Source organism: Leifsonia sp. NPDC080035 (assembly GCF_040050925.1).
Classification (GTDB): Bacteria; Actinomycetota; Actinomycetes; order Actinomycetales; family Microbacteriaceae; genus Leifsonia.
The window spans coordinates 2,786,772-2,804,616 of record NZ_CP157390.1 but is presented as its reverse complement, the minus strand read 5'-3'; the positions used below and the strand labels follow the sequence as shown (position 1 = coordinate 2,804,616).

Genomic DNA, 17,845 nt, shown 5'->3' with positions numbered 1-17,845 from the left:
GAACGAGATGACCGACATCAGCACCGACCAGGCGACGGACCCCGCCGTCGACGAGTGGCGCACCTACGACGAGTTCGCCGCGGGGATCGACACCTACCGCCTCCCGAACACCGACCTCGACGGCACACGCCTCGCGCTGACGCTCGACGACGGCTCCACCATGCGACTCGCCTTCGACGGGCAGGAGGTGGAGGTGGACGGCGTCCGCGACCCGTACGACGCCGTCGCCGTGCGCGACGACGTCGTGTTCGTGAACCTGCCGCTCACCAGCCGCGAGCGCGAGGCCGTCACGATCGTCTACTCGACGACCAGCCACCGTGCGCTCGTCACCTTCTCGCGCATCGACGAGGAGGAGGTCGAGGGCGAGCCGCGGGTGAAGCAGGAGTTCCACGCCGCGGTGACCGACGGCGGCGAGCCGACCGGCGAGATCCCCGCGCCTTCCCGGGACCTGATCGGCAAGCGCAACATCTACCGCTACAGCCCGCAGCACCTCTACGAGCACGTGTACGTCTCCAGCCAGCGTTACGCCTGGCAGTGCCTGGAGGGCGTGCAGCGCGGCCACGGCGACATGGATCTGTCGACGGTCTGGAAGTTCCAGAACGGCCTGTACCTGTTCTGCTTCCGGGAGTTCCGCATCGCGGTCGCGAGCGTCTGGCTGCACGACCTCGGCTACGACCTGCGCACGACAGGGATCTTCCTCGGGCTGAACGGTGCGGGCGAGTCCGAGCACTCCCGCGCCGGCGGGCACATCTATCCCCTGGGTTCGGTGGCCTACCCCGATGCCCAGCCGGTCTGAGAGGAGCAACGCCATGCCGAGCAATTACGAGATCATCCGGGACCACTACGCGGCGAGCGACCGCGGCGACCTGGAGGGGATGCTGGCCCCGCTCGCGCCGGACGCGCGATGGACGGAGATGGCCGGCTTCCCGTACGCGGGCACGTACCTCGGTCCCGACGAGGTGCGCCGCGGGGTGTTCGAGCGCATCGCCGCGGAGTGGGACGGCTACACGGCCGCCATCACCGAGCTGATCGACGGCGGAGACACGATCGTCGGCCTCGGCACCTACAGCGGCACCAACCGCGACACCGGGCGCTCCTTCGAGGCGCGGGTCGCGCACGTCTGGCGGCTGGAGGACGGCCGCGTGCTGGCGTTCGAGCAGTTCACCGACACCGCCCGCGTCGCCGACGCGCTCCCGTAGGCGGCGCGGCGAGCGCGCGGGGACAACAAGGGTGCGGCGACAGTCAACATCCGGCGACGGTCGCGGACCTACCGTCGGATCACCGATGCCACGACGCAGTGGTCGTGGCGTTACCCGAGAGGCAGGGAAGCGCATGAGGAAACACGTGTTCTACGCCGCCGCGGCGCTCGCGGCATCCGCAGCACTCGTGCTGAGCGGCTGTTCCGGCGGGGGCGGCGGCGACGGCAAATCGCCCATCGTCGTCGGCTCCGTCAACACCAAGAGCGGCGCCGCGACGTTCCCGGAGGCGTCCCTCGCCGCCGCGGCCGTCTTCGCCGACCAGAACGCCAAGGGCGGCATCAACGGTCACAAGATCGACTACAAGGCCCTCGACGACAAGGGCGACCCGGCGACCGCGTCCGCGAACGCCCGCGAGCTGGTCGGCAGCGACGAGGCCGTCGCCATGGTCGGCTCCGCGAGCCTGATCGAGTGCGAGATCAACGCCAAGTACTACGAGCAGCAGAAGATCCTCTCGATGCCGGGCGTCGGCGTCGACACGGGATGCTTCGACAGCGCCAACATCTCCCCTGCGAACGTCGGCCCGTTCAACGATATGACCCTGACCCTGTACTGGGGCTCGGAGGTCGCCAAGCTCGACAACATCTGCGTGCTCCTGGAGATCGCCGGCAGCACCCGCCCGGCGTACCAGAAGGCCATCGACAACTGGACGGAGATCACCGGCAAGAAGCCGCTCTACGTCGACGACACCGTCCCCTACGGCGCCAGCGACTACACGCCCTACATCGTCAAGGCGAAGGACGCCGGTTGCAAGGCCCTCGCGATCAACCCGGTGGAGCCGGACGCCATCGCGCAGGTCAAGGCCGCCAACGCGCAGGGCTGGAAGGACGTCACCTGGCTGTACCTGACCAGCGTCTACTCCGACAACTTCGCCAAGGCGGTCAGCGACTCCGGCGCCGGGATCTACGTGCCCGCCGAGTTCTACCCGTTCACCGACGCGTCCAGCGACATCAACAAGGACTGGCGCGACCTGATGACGAAGAACGACATCCCGCTGACCTCGTTCTCGCAGGGCGGCTACCTCGCCGCGAAGTACTTCATCCAGGTGGCCGAGGGCATCAAGGGCGACATCACCCGGGAGTCGGTCACGAAGGCGCTGCACGAGATGACGTCGATCTCGAACCCGATGGTCGGCACGCCCTACGAGTTCGGCACGGCGAAGAAGCACGACGGCAACACCGCAGGCTGGCCGATCAAGCTCATGAGCGGCACGAACAAATGGGAGCTCAACGGGGACGACTGGATCACCATCCCCAAGAAGTAGACCCACCCGAGACGGGATGCGCGGTCCGCGGAAGCTGCTGCCGCGCACCGCGCATCCTCACCTCCTCCAGAACCCAGGAAAGGAGCCGCCCATGCTGCAGGGCGCTCTCGCCGGCCTCGCCGCCGGCGGTCTGTACGCCGTGCTCGCGGTGTGCCTCACCCTGATGAGCCGTCTGGTGCGCGTCGTGAACTTCGCGCAGGCGGCCACCGGGATGTTCGGCGGCTTCGTCGCCGTGTGGCTGGTCAGCCATGCGGGCTGGCCGATCTGGCTGGGCTCGATCGCCGGCGTGCTGCTCGGCGGCGCGCTGAGCGCGCTGATCGGCCTGATCATCGCGACCTGGCTCGCCGAGGCGGACACGACCACCCGGTCGGCCGTCACCGTCGGGCCGCTGCTGCTGCTCATCTCGCTGTCGTTCATCCTGTTCGGCAACAAGCCGCAGCCGTTCAGCCCGATCATCGCCGGCCCCGCGTTCTCGGTCGGCGGCGTCGTCATCGCGCAGGTGACGGTCGCGACGGTGACCCTCGCCGTCGTCGTCGCCGTCGCGTGCAAGATCGTGCTCGCCCGCACCTCCGTCGGCACCAAGCTGCGGGCGCTCTCGGAGCGGCCGACGACGGCGGAGCTGATCGGCATCCCGTCGAAGCCGCTGAGCGTCACGGTCTGGGCGGTCACCGGACTCATCTCCGCGCTGGTGATCATCATCGTCGCGCCCTCGCAGTCGAACGACGCGACGAGCCTGTCGATGCTCATCGTGCCGGCGTCCGCCGCCGCCCTGCTCGGCGCGTTCCGCCGGCTCGACCTCGCGGTCGTCGGCGGACTGGTGCTCGGCCTCCTGAGCGGACTGGTCGCGCAGATCGACCAGGTGTCGTTCATCCGCAACTTCCTGCCGTTCCTCTTCATCGTCGGATTCCTGCTGTGGATGCAGCGCAAGGAGGTGTGGGATGCGGCGCGCTAGCTCCTCCCCCGCGTTCAGGATCGCCCTCCCCTTCGTGGTCGGCGCCGTCGCCCTCGGCGTCGGCTACCTGCTGAGCGTCGGGCTGTCCGGGTACTTCGTCTTCCTCGCCGTCAGCGCGGTGGTCGCCGCCATCGCGATCCTGGGCCTCGGCATCGTGACCGGCAGCGCCGGGATGATCGCGCTCTGCCAGCTGACCTTCGCCGCCGTCGGCGCGTGGATCGTCTCGTTGCTGAACGTGCTGAACGCACCCGGCGGGTTCATCCTCTGGCTCGTCCTCGGCGGGATCGCCGCCGGTGTCGTCGGCGTGCTCGTCGGCCTGCCGGCGCTCCGGCTGCGCGGCGTGAACCTCGCGGTGGTGACACTCGGCTTCGCCGCGGCGGCCGACGTGACGCTGGTGCAGATCCAGTTCCCCGGGTCCACCGACGGCATCCCGGTGCTCCGGCCGGACGCGTTCAGCGACGACCGCTCCTACTTCTTCTTCAGCGTGCTGGTGCTCGTGGTGTGCGGCATCACCGTCTACTTCCTGCAGGGTGGCCGCTGGGGGTCGAGCTGGAAGTCGGTGGCGTTCTCCGAGCGCGGCACGGCGTCGGTCGGCGCCAGCGTGCGCGGTGCGAAGCTGACCGCGTTCGCCGTCAGCGCCACGCTCGCCGGTATCAGCGGCGGCCTGATCGCCGGGCAGGTGGGCCTGCCGTTCGCGAGCTCGTTCACACCCATCCAGTCGCTCGCGCTGTACGTGCTCGCCATCATGTCGGGCGCGTACCTGATCGACATGGCGGTCTTCGGCGGCATCCTCTGGGTCGCCGTTCCGGAGCTGCTGAAGCGCTGGGGAATCCCGCAGGACTGGGGCTTCGTGATCTTCGGCGTTCTGGGCGTGCAGGCGCTCGCGAGCGGCTCGAACCTCGGCCAGAGCATCCGGAACGCCTGGTGGAAGCGCCAGGCCCGGCTGACGCCGCCCCGGCCGATCGTGCCGCTGGAGGCGGTGGACGGTGAGGGCGTCGCCACGACCGCGCCCGTCGCCTCGGAGGCGCCCGGTGAGCGAGCCCCCGTGCTGGTCGTCGAGGACCTCGGCGTCGCATTCGGCCAGGTGAAGGCGCTGGATGGCGTCAGCCTGGTCGTGCCCGAGCGCACGATCGTGGGCCTGATCGGGCCGAACGGTGCGGGCAAGTCGACGTTCACGGACGCGGTCACCGGCTTCCTGCCCCAGCACACCGGACGCATCAGCTTGGACGGCCGCCCGCTCGACGGCCTCTCCCCGACCAAACGGGCGCGGCTGGGCCTGCGTCGTACCTTCCAGCAGGACCGGGTGCCCCCGACGCTCACGGTGGAGGCGTACGTGCGCTTCGTCGCCCGCCGCCGGCTCACCGCCGACGAGATCGAGGACGCCCTCGCCTTCTTCGGCTGCCCGCCCGCGCGTACGCGGATGCAGAGCGTCGACGTCGGCACCCGGCGGCTCGTGGAGGTGGCGGCCAACGTGCTCTCGCGGCCGCGCATCCTCATCCTCGACGAGCCGGCCGCCGGCCTCTCGCACGAGGAGCACGTCGAGCTCGGCGCGCGCCTGCTGCATGCGCCCGCGCGGTTCGGGATGTCCATCGTGCTCATCGAGCACGACCTCGACCTCGTCCGCTCGGTCTGCGGCGAGATCACCGTGCTCGACTTCGGCCAGGTGCTCGCCAGCGGCCCGCAGGACACGGTGCTCGCCGACCCGGCCGTGATGAAGGCGTACATGGGTGAAACGGAGATGCTGTGAACGCGCTCGTCCTGGATTCCGTCACCGTCAGCCGCGGAGCCGGCCCGGTCATCAGCGACGTGAGCCTGTCCGTCCAGCCCGGGCGGATCACCGCGCTGGTCGGGCCGAACGGCGCGGGCAAGACCAGCCTGCTCGAGTCGGTCTCGGGGATCATCTCCCCGAGCGGAGGCACGATCAGCGTCGACGGCGCCTCGCTCGCCAAGCTGTCGCGGGTGCAGCGCGCCCGCCGCGGCATCGTGCACATCGAGCAGGGCCGCGCGGTGTTCCCGTCGCTGACCGTCGCCGAGAACATCCGGCTCACCGCGGGCAGCGCGGAGGGGGTGGATGCCGCGCTCGCGCGCTTCCCGGAGCTCGAGAAGCGCCGCACCAGCGGGGCCGGGCTGCTCTCCGGCGGCGAGCAGCAGATGGTGGTGCTCGCACGCGCCTTCGCGTCGCAGCCCCGCTTCCTGCTGATCGACGAGATGTCGCTCGGCCTCGCGCCGGTGGTGTTCATGCGCCTGCTGCCGATGATCCAGCAGTTCGCGGAGTCCGGGGTGGGCGTTCTGCTGGTGGAGCAGTTCACGCACCTGGCGCTGTCGGTGGCGACGGACGCGCTGGTCGTCTCCTCCGGCCGGGTCACCTACGAAGGGGCCGCGTCCGAGCTGGCCGCCTCCCCCGAGATCCTGCACGCCGCCTACCTCGGCTCCTGAGCCGCCCCGCCATCGATCCGAAAAGGGGAACGCATGGACCTGCACCTCGACGGGCGCCGCATCCTGGTGACGGGAGTGGCGTCGGGGATCGGCGCGGCGTGCGCCTGGGCGTTCGCAGACGAGGGCGCCCTGGTCGCCGGGCTCGACCGCGCGGCCGGACCGGGCGTCACGCACCCGGCCGACCTGACCGACGAGGACGCCGTCGCCTCCGCCATCGATGCGGCGGCGGCCGGGCTCGGCGGCGGGCTGGATGCGGTGGTCGCCTGCGCGGGCGTCTCCGGCCCGTTCGGCCGCAGCATCGAGGACATCTCGCTGACGGAATGGAACGCAGTGCTCGCGGTCAACGCGACCGGCGCCTTCCTCACGGTCAAGCACGCGCTGCGTCACCTGCGCGGCTCCGACTCCCCCGCGATCGTGCTGCTCGCCTCCGACTCGAGCTTCGTCGCGGCTCCCGGGATGGTGCCGTACAACGCGTCCAAGGGGGCGGTGCTCCAGCTGACGCGCGCCCTGTCGGTCGACCTGGAGCCGGACCGGGTGCGCGTGAACTGCATCTGCCCCTCCATCGTCGACACCCCGATGGCGCGCGGCGACCTCGGCGTCTCCGAAGGCGGGTTCGGCGACGCGCCCTTCCCGGTGCAGACCGCCGACGAGGTCGCCCGGCACGCGCTCTACCTCGCGTCGCCGGCGTCGCGTCCCGTCAACGGCCACGCCCTCGTCTCCGACTTCGGCTACCTGGCCCGGTCGTCGTTCCCGGCCTGAACCCGGCTCTCCCGAAAGGATCCCCATGGACTCCCCCGTCGTCGTCATCTCCGGTGGCGGCACCGGCATCGGCGCCGCGACCGCACGCCGCTTCGCCGCCGAGGGCGCGCGCGTCGTGCTGCTCGGTCGCCGGCGCGAGCCGCTGGAGGCCGTTGCAGCCGAGACGGGCGGCCTCGCCCTACCCTGCGATACGGCCGACCGCGGCCAGACCGAGGCGGTGTTCGCGCGCGTCCTGGACGAGCTCGGGCGGGTGGATGCGCTGGTCGCCAACGCGGGCGGCCACGGTACCGGCACCGTCGCCGACACGAGCGACGAGGAGTGGGACCTCTCGTTCCGCACCAACGTGTCCACCGCGTTCGTGCTGGCGAGGGCCGCGCTGCCCGCGCTCGCGGCCTCCGGCGGCAGCATCGTCGTGGTGTCCTCGCTCGCCGGGCTGTTCGCCGGCCCCGGGGTCGCCGGTTACACGGTCGGCAAGCATGCACTGCTCGGCTTGACCAGGAGTCTCGCCCGCGACTACGGCCGCTCCGGCGTGCGGGTCAACGCGGTCTGCCCCGGCTGGGTGCGCACGCCGATGGCGGACGAGGAGATGGACGACTTCGCCCGCCAGGCCGGCATCGGCGGCCGCGAGGAGGGCTACGCGATCGTGACGAAGGACGTGCCGCTCGGGCGCGCAGCCGAGCCGGAGGAGATCGCTTCCGTCATCCGCTTCCTCGCCTCCCGCGATGCCTCCTACGTCACCGGCAGCACGCTCGTGGTCGACGGTGGCGCGCACATCGTGGACCTGCCGACGATCGCGGTCGGCTGAGGCACGTCGGGAGGCCGGAAGCGGGGCGCACGCTGCGGGGCGCGCGCTGCGGGTCAAGGGGTTCGCGCGGGCGGTCAACCCGGCGCAGGGCGCGCACGGGGATACTGAACGAAATCGAGAATCAAGGATCACCATGCACTCCCACAGCAGCAGCACCGTCTCCGCACCGACCGCCGTCGTGCATCCCCTCGACTCCCTGACCGCGGAGGAGATCGCGGCCGGCCGTGCCGTGCTCGCTGCGGCGGGCCTGATCGGCGCGGCGAGCCGGTTCCCGAACGTGCTCCCGGTCGAACCGTCGAAGGAGGCCGTCGCCGCCTTCCGGCCGGGTGATGCGATCGAGCGCCGCATCCTGTTCGTGATCCTGGACACCGCGACCGGCGAATCGGCGGAAGCGATCGTCTCCGTGACCACGAACGAGGTCATCGACTACCGGGCGCTCGGCACAGCGGAGACGCCGTACGGCCAGCCGCAGTACCTGCTCGAGGAGTACGAGCGCGCCGAGCAGATCGCGAAGGCGTCGCCGGAGTGGCAGGCGGCCATGACCCGCCGCGGTCTCGCCGACCGCATGGAGCTGGCCTTCTGCGCCCCGCTCGCCCCGGGCTTCTTCAACCGGGTGGACGAGGTCGGCCGCCGCGCCATCCGCAGCCTCACCTTCCTGCGCTCCACTCCCGAGGACTCCCCGTGGTCGCACCCGGTCGAGGGCCTCATCGTGCACATCGACCTGACCCGCGGGGAGGTCATCCGCGTCGAGGACGAGGGCGACGTCCCCGTCCCCGAACTGGACGGCAACTACGACGCGGCGACCATCGGGGCGGCCCGCACCAGCCTCAAGCCCATCGAGATCACCCAGCCGGAGGGTCCGAGCTTCCGCGTGGACGGGCAGGCCGTCGAGTGGGAGAACTGGTCGTTCCGGGTCGGCTTCAACGCGCGCGAGGGCCTGGTGCTGCACGAGGTCGGCTTCCGCGACGGCGACGAGGTGCGCCCGGTGCTCTCCCGCGCCTCCGTCCCGGAGATGGTGGTGCCCTACGGCGACATCACCCCGACCCGGTTCTGGATCAGCTACTTCGACGCCGGCGAGTACCTGCTCGGCAAGAACGCGAATCCGCTCGCGCTCGGCTGCGACTGCCTCGGCGTCATCCACTACTTCGACGGCGTCGTGGCGGACGACCACGGAAACCCGGTCACCATCCCGCAGGTCGTGTGCATGCACGAGGAGGACTACGGCATCCTCTGGAAGCACACGGACCTGCTCGGCAAGGCCGAGGTGCGCCGCTCCCGCCGGCTCGTCGTCTCCTACTTCTCGACCATCGGCAACTACGACTACGGCTTCTTCTGGTACTTCTACCTGGACGGCACGATCCAGGTGGAGGCGAAGGCGACCGGCATCGTGTTCGCCGGCGCCGGAATCCCCGGCAGCAGCGACCCGCACGCCACCGAGATCGCGCCCGGCCTCTTCGCCCCGGTGCACCAGCACTTGTTCTGCGCCCGGCTGGACGTGGCGATCGACGGCGACCGCAACTCGCTCGCCGAAGTGGATGTGACCGGCATCCCGATGGGACCGGAGAACCCCTACGGCAACGCGTTCACCTGGACCACCACACCGATCACCCGCGAGTCGGAGTCCGGGCGCCTGGCCAACCCGGCGACCTCCCGGGTGTGGGAGGTCACCAGCTCGTCCCGGCGCAACGCCGTCGGCAAGCCCACCGCGTTCCACCTGATCCCGCAGCCCGGCGCGACCCTGATGGCGCAGCCGGAGTCCACGGTGTTCGGCCGGGCGACGTTCGCCACCAAGCACCTGTGGGCGACGCAGTACGACCCCGCCGAGCGGTTCCCGGCCGGCGACTACCCGAACGCGCACGCCGGAGGAGGTGGCCTGCCGGCCTGGACGGCGGCCGACCGGTCCCTGGTCGAGGAGGACATCGTGCTCTGGCACGTGTTCGGCCCGACCCACATCCCGCGGCCGGAGGACTGGCCGATCATGCCGGTCGACTACTCCGGGTTCCTGTTCAAGCCGTACGGCTTCCTCGACCGCAACCCCGCACTCGACCTGCCGGACGGCGCGGCGGACTCCGCCTGCTGCGGCGGCGGGGACGACTGCACCTGCGACCACTGAGCGTCTCTCCACTCCCCTCGACACCGACCGACACCGACGAAGGAGTCCCATGTCCATCCAGCTCTCCGACACCTCCACCTGGCTTCCCCTCGACGGACTCGCGCCGGGCTTCGACGCCAACAAGGCTCCCGTGACGCCCGATCTCGACGGCCGCACCGTGACGGTGGTCGACGACCGCGGCACACGCATCGTGCACCGCTTCGGCGCGGACCGGGTGGACTGGGAGTACCTGCCGGGCGCCGGCGACCCCATCCCCGGCAGCTCGGGATCGGACGCCTACGAGGCGTTCCGCGTCGACGACGGCCTGTACTTCGCCCAGTTCCACCACGAGCACAAGCCGGATGAGGCGGTCTCGCTCGTGATCGACCTGACGAACGGCCGTGCGCTCTCCGTTATCCAGGCGATCGGCGGGGACTTTCCCGGCAACACGGCCGTCAAGCAGCTGTTCGTGCCCTCCCGGATCGAGGGCATCGAGCCGTCCGGCGCCGAGCCTGCGCCGACCGTGTCGCTGATCGGCCGCAGGGTGATGTGGGTCTACTCGTCGCAGCACGCCTACGAGCACGTCTACCTCAGCCCGAACTGGTACACCTGGCAGTGCCTCGCGGGACCCGAGAAGGGGTTGGCGGACACCGACGAGAACTCGGTGTGGCAGGTGCGTCCCGGCATCTACGTGTTCGCGTGGCGCGAGAAGGTCATCCCGTGCGCGTCGGTCACGATCGCCGACCACCGCGACCAGCGCAGCATCCGCTCGCACGGCGTCCTGTTCGGCTTGGACGAGAGCGGCGAGGTGCCGACGCACTTCACCTTCGGCGCCTACGGGCGGTTGCTCTCCAACACGGTCCACCCGGCCGCGTACGACCCGGCGGAGGCCTGAGCGTGGGCGGCGCGGCCGACCTGATCGTCACCGGGCGCATCTACACCGTCGACCGGAATCGGCCCTGGGCCGAGGCCATGGCGGTGCAGGGCGGTCGCATCCTCGCCGTCGGGACCGTCGACAGCCTCGCCGCCTTCCGCGGTCCCGACACCGAGAGCATCGACCTCGGCGACGCGTTCGTCATGCCGGGACTTGTGGACGTGCACAACCACCATTCGCACGCCGGCCGCGCCGAGCTGTACGAGCTCACCTTCTCGAACACCGCCTCGCTCGACGAGGTGCTCGAGGCGGTGCGCGCCTATGCCGACACCCGCGCCGCCGGCGAGTGGATCATCGGCAGCAGCTGGGGCACCGGCCTGCTCGACGAGCTGAGCCACGCGTCCGCGCGCCGGGCGCTGGATGAGGCGGCGGGCGGCCGCCCCGTGCTGCTGACCGACGACAGCCACCACAACCGCTGGGCGTCGAGCCGCGCGCTCGAGCTCGCGGGGATCGACGCTTCGACTCCCGACCCCGACCGCGGCGTCATCGTGCGCGACACGGAGACCGGCGAGCCGAGCGGCGTGCTGCTCGAGGCCGCCGGGCTCCTCGTCGAGGAGGTGGCGGGGCCGGCCGTCGCACTGAGCGCAGAGCAGCAGCAGAAGTCGTCGCTGAGGGCGATCGAGATCGTGCACTCGTACGGGATCACCGCGTTCCAGGACGCCGCCATCTCGCTCGACCAGATGCGCGCGCTCAAGGCGCTCGACGACCGGGGCGAGTTGGATGCGTGGGTCGTGTCCTCGATGACCGTCAACGACCAGATCTTCGGGTACGCGGAGCTGGGCGACGCGCTCATCCAGCACCGCGAGGAGCTGACCGGCGAGCACCACCGTCCCGACTTCATCAAGATCTTCCTGGACGGCACTCCCCCGGCGCACTCGGGCGCGTTCCTCGAGCCGTATCTGCCCGCGGAGGGCTACGGCCCGCACTTCCACGGTGAGACGACGATGCCGGCCGACGAGCTGCTCGGCTGGCTTCGGCGCACCGCCGCGCAGGGCATCTCCGCGAAGATCCACTGCTCCGGCGACGCTGCCGTGCGCATGGTGCTGGATGCGGTGCAGGCCGTGCGGGCAGACGGCCACACCGAGCCGCTCTACCAGGTGGCGCACGGCCAGTTCATCGCGGAGGAGGACCTGCCGCGGTTCGCGCAGCTGGGGGTGGCGGCGGACATCTCGCCGTTCCTGTGGTTCCCGGGTGTGATCGCCGACGCGCTGAGCACCGTGCGACCGGCGGAGGAGGTGGCCGGTCTGCAGCCGAACCGGTCGCTGATCGACTCCGGGGCGCTGGTCGCCGGCGGCTCGGACTGGCCGGTGAGCGAGACGCCGAACGCGTGGGAGGGCATCCAGGGCCTCGTCACCCGCGCCGACCCGAGCGGGCAGCGGCCCGGGGTGCTCGGCCCGGAGCAGGCGATCACGCTTCCGGAGGCGATCGAGGTCTTCACGATCAACGGGGCGACGGCGATGGGCCTCGGCTCGGTGACCGGTTCGCTTGCGCCTGGCAAGTCGGCGGACTTCGTGGTGCTGGACCGCGACCCGTTCGACATCCCCGTCACCGAGCTGGTGTCGCTGCGGGCAGACCGGACGTACTTCGCCGGCCGGCCGGTGTACTCCCGCGGGTGACGGCCCTCCGCGGGCGCTGCGGGTCTTTCCCCTACACTTGTGGAGACTCCCGGGTCGGCCGGGTGTCGAGGGGAGGACCATGCCCAAGGTGATCGACCACGACCAGCGGCGCTCGGACATCATCGACGTGACGTGGGGTCTGATCGTGAAGGGCGGTCTCGAGGCCGCGACGATGCGCGAGATCGCCGCGGAGGCGGGCTTCGCCAACGGCGCACTCAAGCACTACTTCCCCGGCAAGGACGAGATCATCCAGGGCACGTACGAGCGCGCGCTCGGCATGGTGAGCTCGAGCGTCGACCAGTCCGTCGACGGCAAGACGGGACTCGACGCGCTGCGCGCCATCCTGTACGCGACCGCGCCCCTGACCCCGGAGTCGATCACGGCCGGCCGCGTGCTGATGAGCTTCTGGGAGCGCGCGCTCTCGAACGAGGAGCTGCACGAGTCGTACCGGAAGCACCTGGTCGCGTGGCGTTCGGGACTCGCCACCTACATCGCGCAGGCCCGCGCGGCGGGTGAGATCGTCACGGACACCCCGGACGAGCAGCTGGTGGACGAGATCGTCGTCGTGAACGCCGGGGCCAACATCATGTCCCTGCTCGCGCCCGACCTCTCCACGCCCGAGCTGCTGACGGCCCAGCTCGACGCCTTCTTCGACCGCATCACGCGCCGCTAGCCGCCTTTCGCACGGGGTCCCGCCCGGCGCGGACGCCGCCGAGGGGCACGTTGTTGTCGCTTTCGGGGCGGAAAGGTGACAACGACGTGCCCCTCGGCACCTAGATCGCGAGGTACGCGCGGTGCTGGGCGGTCTGGCGCAGGGCTGAGAGCAGCGTGAAGCCGGAGAGGGCGTCCCAGCCGCCGGTCCAGGTGAGCGTCGCCGCCGTCTCCCACACAGTGCCGCCGGGATGCGCGGCGACCTCCCGCGTCCGGCGACGATGGTGTTCGGCGAGGGCGAAGCAGCGCTCGCCCACCCCGGTGAACGGGTCCTCGTGGCCGGGCAGGGCGAGGAGCGTCCCGTCGTCGAGCGCGGCCACGCGGTCGAGCGCGGCGAGGTAGTCGGCGATCGGGTCGTCGGCGGTCGGGCCGCCGAGGCCGAGGCCGGAGTTCACGGTCGGGAGGACGTGGTCGCCGGTGAGCAGCAGCCCGGCATCCTCGACGTGCAGGCACAGGTGTCCCGGGGTGTGGCCGGGCGTCCAGAGCGCGCGCACCCGGCGGCCGGGCACGGCCAGCAGCTCGCCGTCCGCCACGGTGCGATCGGGAGTGACGGGAGCGGGGCCCGCCGGAACGACGGCCACCGCCAGCAGTTCCGGCCGGCGCTCGGCGGGCACGCCCCAGGCGTCCAGGTCGGGCGCGGGGATGCCGTCGGCGAGCATCCGCAGCGCCGCGGCCTCGCGCTCGTGCAGCAGGACGGGCGCGTCCGTCTCGGCGCGCAACGCGGCGGCGGCGCCCGCGTGGTCTGCGTGCAGGTGCGTGACGACGATGGAGGCGACGCGCGCGCCGCGCAGGGCGCTGCGGAGCGCATCCCGCGCGTCGTCGGTCGGCGAGCCGGGGTCGACGACGTGCACGGCGCCGTCCGCGTCGTCGAGCAGGTAGGCGTTGCTGAACGGGAGGCCGCCGCCGGGCATCGGGACGTGCACGCGGTGCACGCCGGGGGCTACGGTGTCGATGGCGGCCATCCCCTCACGCTAGCGGACCCCGATCGGCCGGGCCCCGCGAGTCAGGCCCACCGGCGGTTCGGGGCGCGCGGGTCAGACCGCGCGCGCCACAAGGATGCGCGGGCTGCCCGGGAGGGCGACGGTCCCCTCCGCGCGCCAGCCGGCGTCGGCGAGCCACTCGCGCACGAAGGACTCCGGGTACACAACGGTGCCGTCGATGTTGTAGTACTCGCCCGCGTGCAGGGCGTCGATCTTGCGCTGCTGCGGGTCGTCGTCGAGGAAGAAGTCGAGCACCAGGAGCGTCGCGCCGTCGGCCGCGGCGTCGCGCGCGTTGCGGAAGATCGCGCGGTTCTGCGCTTCGTCGAAACGGTGGATGACGTGGTTCACCAGCACGAGATCGTGCGAGCCGCCCGGCTCCGCGGTCGCGGTCTCGGCGCCCTCGACACTCGTGCGGTCGGCGAAGCCGGCCTCCGCGACGGCCTGGCGCACCGGCTCCACCGACTGCGGGTCGAACACGAACCGGACGTTCAGCTCCGGGTTCGCCGTCATGCCCTCGACCGCGAAGGCCGGGCTCAGACCGCCGAGGTCCAGCGCGTCACGGTACGGGGTGAAGTCGAAGTGGCGGGCGAGCATCGCCGCGTGCAGCTCGTTGTAGCGCATGACGCCGGCCAGGAAGTCACCCCAGCCCGCCTCGTCCAGCTCCAGCGTCCCCGGCTCGTCGGAGTCGACGGTCTTGTCGTAGCCGAGCCACTGCGTGTAGCTGGTGGCGCCGAGGAAGGCGAGGAACGGGCCGAGGTCGAGCTCGGCGCGGTCGCCGGTGAGGTAAGCGGCGGCGTCGGCGGTCAGCTCGTAGCGGCCGTCGGTGCGGGTCAGCAGCCCCTGCGCGGCCATGCTGTCGGCGAGGATGCGCGCCTGGCGCTCCGGGACGCCAGTGGCGGCGGAGACCGCGGCCGCATCCAGCGGACCGTCGGCGAGGGCGGAGAACAGCCCGACGCGGCTCGCCGCGAACAGCTGCTTGGCCCCCATGAAGCCGATCGCGATGTCGACGATGGCCTCCGGGGTGGTGGCGGCGGGGGTACGGGTTGTGGTCACTTCGCAGCTCTTTCTGTCGGTGTCCGGCACGAATGGGGACGACTCTATCCATTTCCCGGTTTATTTTCTACTATCATAGAAAAACCCGGCCGGGGCGGTCGATGCAGAGCCGCCCGCCTCGGCGGGGATCCACCGAGCGAATGGACCGCGATGCCCACCCCCACCCTTGCGACCCACTCCACGCGCGCCGAGGTCGGCGTCTCCGCGCTGCCGCCGGTCGTGCTGCTGCACGGCTTCGCCGCCAGCGCCGACGAGGACTTCGGCACGACGGGATGGCCGGCGTCGTTCACCGCTGCCGGCCGCGACGTGCACCTGCTCGACCTGCCCGGCCACGGCGACTCCCCCGCGGTCTCCGGCGACGCGGCGCGCACGGGCGCGGTCGTGGCGGCGATCGTGGACGCGATCGACCTCATCCTCGACGGCGCCGACGCCGACCGGGTGGACGTCGTCGGCTACTCGCTCGGCGCGCGTCTGGCCTGGGAGCTGCCGGCTACCGGTCGCGTCCGCCGGCTGGTGCTCGGCGGCCTGAGCCCGTTCGAGCCGTTCGCGGCCGTGGACGTGGCGGCCGTCCGGCGGGCCGCCTCCGGAGAGACCGCCGCCGACGAGGCCGCCGCCGACCCGATGATCGGGATGATGGCGGGGATGGTGTCCGCGCCCGGCCGTGACACCGCATCCCTGCTCGCCATGATGGAAGGTCTCGGCGCCGAGCCGTTCCAGCCCGATTCACCGGCGCCTGAGGTGCCGACGCTTCTCGCGGCGGGCGTCGACGACGGCATGGCGGCCGGCCTCGACGCTCTTGCGGCCCGCATCCCCGACGCCGAGTTCCTCCGCGTTCCCGGCGACCACCGCGGAGCCCTCGACTCCCCCGAGTTCCGCGCCGCCGCCATCGCCTTCCTCGCCCGCTGACCCCCGCCCGCGAAACCGCCGAGTACGAAGAATCTCTCCGTACTCGACGGTTTCGGGGCGATTATCTGCGTACTCGAGGGCTGGCGACGGGTGGGGTCACGGGGTCCAGGTGCCGTCGGGGTTGATGGTTCGGTCCAGCCAGAGGTCGGCGGTCTGGGCGCGGATCGCCTCGGCGCCGACGCGGTCGAGCAGCGCGAGCGCGCCCAGGTTGTCCTCCAGCTGCGCGAGCCGGCTGACGCCGAACAGTACATTGGCGGTCGCGGGATGCGACAGCGCGAACGCAAGCCCGAGCTGCGTCGGGGTCGCGTCGACGGAGGCGGCGATCCGCTCCACCTCGGGATAGGCGGCGACGATCGCCTCGCGGATGCCGCCCACATCCGCGCCGATCTTCCGCGACGGGGTGAGCCTGCCGGCGAGGATGCCGCCCTCGAACACGTCCGAGGCCTGCAGCGCCAGCCTGCCGCTGTCGAAGAGCTCGCCGTAGTACGACCCTTCCGCCATCGTCCGGCGTACGAGCCCGTACTTCAGCTGGGCGAAGGTCGGCGGCGTCAGCCCCTCCGCGTCGGCGAAGTCGAGCGCGGCCCACACGTCGCCGATCGCCCAATTGTTGACACCCCAGGAGGCGAACCTGCCCTTCCCGATCTCCGCGGCGACGTCGGTGACGATGCGCTGCACGTCCACCTCGCCGAAGTAGTCGCCGACGACGACCAGATCGGCGCTCTCCACGCCGATCCTCTCGAGCGAGACGTCCATCTGGTCGGCGAACGACTGCGCCGGGTACTCCCAGAGCCAGAGCTTGCCGCACAGCAGGTAGTCCTCCCGCCGCAGTCCCGCCGTCCGCACCGCCTCACCGAACAGGATGTCCGTGCGGGCGTTCTCGGCGTGCGGGCCCATGTTGTAGTACGCGACGTCGAAGAAGGCGGCGCCGACCTCGGCCGCGCGCCGCACCAGCGCGACAGCGCCCTCCGGCGTCATCCGGTCCCAGGAGTTCCAGGAGCCGAGGGCGAAGACCGGGACCTCGGGACCGCCGGGCCCGAGGGTTCTGGTGGGGACGAGTGCGGACACGGTGCCTCCTTGCAACGGTGGATGCGTTTTTTCTACGCTTGTATAATATAACCGGCGTCGCGACGGTGCGGCGCGTTCGAGCAGAGAGGGTCCACCGTGACCGACAGCACCAGCACCCCGCCCACGACAGCGACTGCGACGGCCACCGGCCGCGCACCGGGCGACCGCGTCGTCCTGGTCACCGGCGGCGCGGGCGGCATCGGCCGCGCGATCGCCGAGGCCTTCCTCGCGGTCGGCGACCGCGTGATCGTGGCGGACGTCGATGCCGACGCGGCGGCGGGCACCGCCTCCGCCCTCGGCGCATCGGCCGTGGCCGTCGACATCACCGACCCTGTCGCGGTCGCGGCCGCGGTCGAACAGATTGTGGCGGACCACGGGCGGATCGACGTGCTCGTCAACAACGCGGGCATCCTCTCGGTGCACGGGATGCTGACGGAACTGCGCCCGGAGGACTACGAGCGGATCGTGCGGGTGAACATCCTCGGCACCTTCACCGTGACGCAGGCCGTCGCGCGCCGGATGACCGCGGACGGCGTGCACGGCTCCATCGTGAACATCTCGTCCATCGGCGGCCGCCAGCCCACCCCGGGCATGGGCGCCTACGAGTCGAGCAAGGCCGCCGTCGACTCCCTCACCCGCTGGGCCGCGATCGAGCTGGCCGGCGCGGGCATCCGCGTGAACGCCGTCGCGCCCGGCCCGGTGCTGACGCCGATGCTGCGCGCGGGGATGCCGGAGGGCTCGCCGGCGCGCGAGGCGTGGGCGTCGCGCATCCCGCTCGGGCGGCTCGCCGAGGTGGACGATGTGGCCCCCGCTGTGGTGTTCCTCGCGGGCGCCCACCACATCACCGGCGTGAGCCTGGCCGTCGACGGCGGCCAGCTGCTCGCCTGATCGGGACTCCTCCCGCTCCGGCGCGCCGGCGCGACCGTCGGAGAGGGAGGACCTTCGGGGCGGAGACGCCCCGGAGACGGGAAAGGGAGGACATCGGCGCGCGATCCACGCGGATGTCCTCCCTTATC

The 17,845-nt window shown here is 71.5% G+C and carries 17 protein-coding genes; 14 read left to right on the top strand and 3 right to left on the bottom strand.

Annotated features, from left to right (window positions below):
* Nucleotides 1-7 precede the first annotated feature (7 nt).
* The 12 genes from AAME72_RS13560 (at nucleotide 8) to AAME72_RS13505 (ending at nucleotide 12,787) form a co-directional block, all read left to right on the top strand.
* The gene (locus AAME72_RS13560) at nucleotides 8-796 is read left to right on the top strand and encodes a MoaF C-terminal domain-containing protein (protein ID WP_348787083.1); all 789 of its coding nucleotides are present in this window, start codon (nucleotides 8-10) and stop codon (nucleotides 794-796) included.
* A gap of 13 nt (nucleotides 797-809) precedes the next feature.
* Nucleotides 810-1,199 (top strand): nuclear transport factor 2 family protein, encoded by a 390-nt coding sequence (locus AAME72_RS13555; RefSeq protein ID WP_348787082.1) that lies wholly within the window; start codon nucleotides 810-812, stop codon nucleotides 1,197-1,199.
* A gap of 133 nt (nucleotides 1,200-1,332) precedes the next feature.
* A complete protein-coding gene (locus AAME72_RS13550) occupies nucleotides 1,333-2,520 on the top strand; it encodes an ABC transporter substrate-binding protein (protein WP_348787081.1) in 1,188 nt (395 codons plus the stop codon).
* Between the two features lie 91 nt (nucleotides 2,521-2,611).
* A complete protein-coding gene (locus AAME72_RS13545; RefSeq protein ID WP_348787080.1) occupies nucleotides 2,612-3,472 on the top strand; it encodes a branched-chain amino acid ABC transporter permease in 861 nt (286 codons plus the stop codon).
* Nucleotides 3,459-5,219 (top strand): ATP-binding cassette domain-containing protein, encoded by a 1,761-nt coding sequence (locus tag AAME72_RS13540; RefSeq protein ID WP_348787079.1) that lies wholly within the window; start codon nucleotides 3,459-3,461, stop codon nucleotides 5,217-5,219. The genes AAME72_RS13545 and AAME72_RS13540 overlap by 14 nt, the downstream gene beginning before the upstream one ends.
* Nucleotides 5,216-5,908 carry an ATP-binding cassette domain-containing protein gene (locus AAME72_RS13535; RefSeq protein WP_348787078.1) on the top strand — a complete coding sequence of 231 codons (693 nt, stop codon included), beginning with the start codon at nucleotides 5,216-5,218 and terminating at the stop codon, nucleotides 5,906-5,908. The genes AAME72_RS13540 and AAME72_RS13535 overlap by 4 nt, the downstream gene beginning before the upstream one ends.
* 33 nt (nucleotides 5,909-5,941) lie before the next feature.
* Entirely contained in the window at nucleotides 5,942-6,667 is a 726-nt protein-coding gene (locus AAME72_RS13530) for an SDR family oxidoreductase (RefSeq protein ID WP_348787077.1), read from the top strand.
* A gap of 25 nt (nucleotides 6,668-6,692) precedes the next feature.
* Complete coding sequence (locus tag AAME72_RS13525) at nucleotides 6,693-7,472, top strand: SDR family oxidoreductase (protein ID WP_348787076.1); 780 nt, start codon at nucleotides 6,693-6,695, stop codon at nucleotides 7,470-7,472.
* Between the two features lie 133 nt (nucleotides 7,473-7,605).
* Complete coding sequence (locus AAME72_RS13520; RefSeq protein ID WP_348787075.1) at nucleotides 7,606-9,585, top strand: primary-amine oxidase; 1,980 nt, start codon at nucleotides 7,606-7,608, stop codon at nucleotides 9,583-9,585.
* A gap of 49 nt (nucleotides 9,586-9,634) precedes the next feature.
* Nucleotides 9,635-10,459 (top strand): molybdenum cofactor biosynthesis F family protein, encoded by an 825-nt coding sequence (locus AAME72_RS13515; RefSeq protein ID WP_348787074.1) that lies wholly within the window; start codon nucleotides 9,635-9,637, stop codon nucleotides 10,457-10,459.
* A 2-nt stretch (nucleotides 10,460-10,461) separates the two neighbouring features.
* Nucleotides 10,462-12,114 (top strand): amidohydrolase, encoded by a 1,653-nt coding sequence (locus tag AAME72_RS13510; RefSeq protein WP_348787073.1) that lies wholly within the window; start codon nucleotides 10,462-10,464, stop codon nucleotides 12,112-12,114.
* A 79-nt stretch (nucleotides 12,115-12,193) separates the two neighbouring features.
* Nucleotides 12,194-12,787 carry a TetR/AcrR family transcriptional regulator gene (locus AAME72_RS13505; RefSeq protein ID WP_348787072.1) on the top strand — a complete coding sequence of 198 codons (594 nt, stop codon included), beginning with the start codon at nucleotides 12,194-12,196 and terminating at the stop codon, nucleotides 12,785-12,787.
* A 100-nt stretch (nucleotides 12,788-12,887) separates the two neighbouring features.
* Here AAME72_RS13505 and AAME72_RS13500 read toward each other — a convergent pair whose 3' ends face one another.
* The gene (locus AAME72_RS13500; protein WP_348787071.1) at nucleotides 12,888-13,787 is read right to left on the bottom strand and encodes an MBL fold metallo-hydrolase; all 900 of its coding nucleotides are present in this window, start codon (nucleotides 13,785-13,787) and stop codon (nucleotides 12,888-12,890) included.
* Nucleotides 13,788-13,859: 72 nt separating this feature from the next.
* Nucleotides 13,860-14,858, bottom strand: coding sequence for a methyltransferase dimerization domain-containing protein (locus AAME72_RS13495; protein WP_348787070.1), 999 nt, complete (start codon nucleotides 14,856-14,858; stop codon nucleotides 13,860-13,862).
* A 150-nt stretch (nucleotides 14,859-15,008) separates the two neighbouring features.
* On the opposite strand from AAME72_RS13495, the gene AAME72_RS13490 reads away from it, so the two are divergent.
* Nucleotides 15,009-15,764, top strand: a complete 756-nt coding sequence (locus AAME72_RS13490) for an alpha/beta fold hydrolase (RefSeq protein WP_348787069.1) — start codon at nucleotides 15,009-15,011, stop codon at nucleotides 15,762-15,764.
* 96 nt (nucleotides 15,765-15,860) lie between these two features.
* On the opposite strand, the gene AAME72_RS13485 is transcribed toward AAME72_RS13490, so the two are convergent.
* Nucleotides 15,861-16,829, bottom strand: coding sequence for an aldo/keto reductase (locus AAME72_RS13485; protein ID WP_348787068.1), 969 nt, complete (start codon nucleotides 16,827-16,829; stop codon nucleotides 15,861-15,863).
* 96 nt (nucleotides 16,830-16,925) lie between these two features.
* Between AAME72_RS13485 and AAME72_RS13480 the strand changes: the two genes are divergently transcribed.
* On the top strand, nucleotides 16,926-17,717 hold the full coding sequence (locus AAME72_RS13480; protein ID WP_348787067.1) for an SDR family oxidoreductase: 792 nt from the start codon (nucleotides 16,926-16,928) through the stop codon (nucleotides 17,715-17,717).
* Nucleotides 17,718-17,845 lie beyond the last annotated feature (128 nt).

Coding starts and splice junctions, on each gene's coding strand:
- AAME72_RS13560 (WP_348787083.1), top strand. CDS start 8: ATGACCGACATCAGCACCGACCAGGCGACGGACCCCGCCGTCGACGAG.
- AAME72_RS13555 (WP_348787082.1), top strand. CDS start 810: ATGCCGAGCAATTACGAGATCATCCGGGACCACTACGCGGCGAGCGAC.
- AAME72_RS13550 (WP_348787081.1), top strand. CDS start 1,333: ATGAGGAAACACGTGTTCTACGCCGCCGCGGCGCTCGCGGCATCCGCA.
- AAME72_RS13545 (WP_348787080.1), top strand. CDS start 2,612: ATGCTGCAGGGCGCTCTCGCCGGCCTCGCCGCCGGCGGTCTGTACGCC.
- AAME72_RS13540 (WP_348787079.1), top strand. CDS start 3,459: ATGCGGCGCGCTAGCTCCTCCCCCGCGTTCAGGATCGCCCTCCCCTTC.
- AAME72_RS13530 (WP_348787077.1), top strand. CDS start 5,942: ATGGACCTGCACCTCGACGGGCGCCGCATCCTGGTGACGGGAGTGGCG.
- AAME72_RS13525 (WP_348787076.1), top strand. CDS start 6,693: ATGGACTCCCCCGTCGTCGTCATCTCCGGTGGCGGCACCGGCATCGGC.
- AAME72_RS13520 (WP_348787075.1), top strand. CDS start 7,606: ATGCACTCCCACAGCAGCAGCACCGTCTCCGCACCGACCGCCGTCGTG.
- AAME72_RS13515 (WP_348787074.1), top strand. CDS start 9,635: ATGTCCATCCAGCTCTCCGACACCTCCACCTGGCTTCCCCTCGACGGA.
- AAME72_RS13505 (WP_348787072.1), top strand. CDS start 12,194: ATGCCCAAGGTGATCGACCACGACCAGCGGCGCTCGGACATCATCGAC.
- AAME72_RS13500 (WP_348787071.1), bottom strand. CDS start 13,787: ATGGCCGCCATCGACACCGTAGCCCCCGGCGTGCACCGCGTGCACGTC.
- AAME72_RS13490 (WP_348787069.1), top strand. CDS start 15,009: ATGCCCACCCCCACCCTTGCGACCCACTCCACGCGCGCCGAGGTCGGC.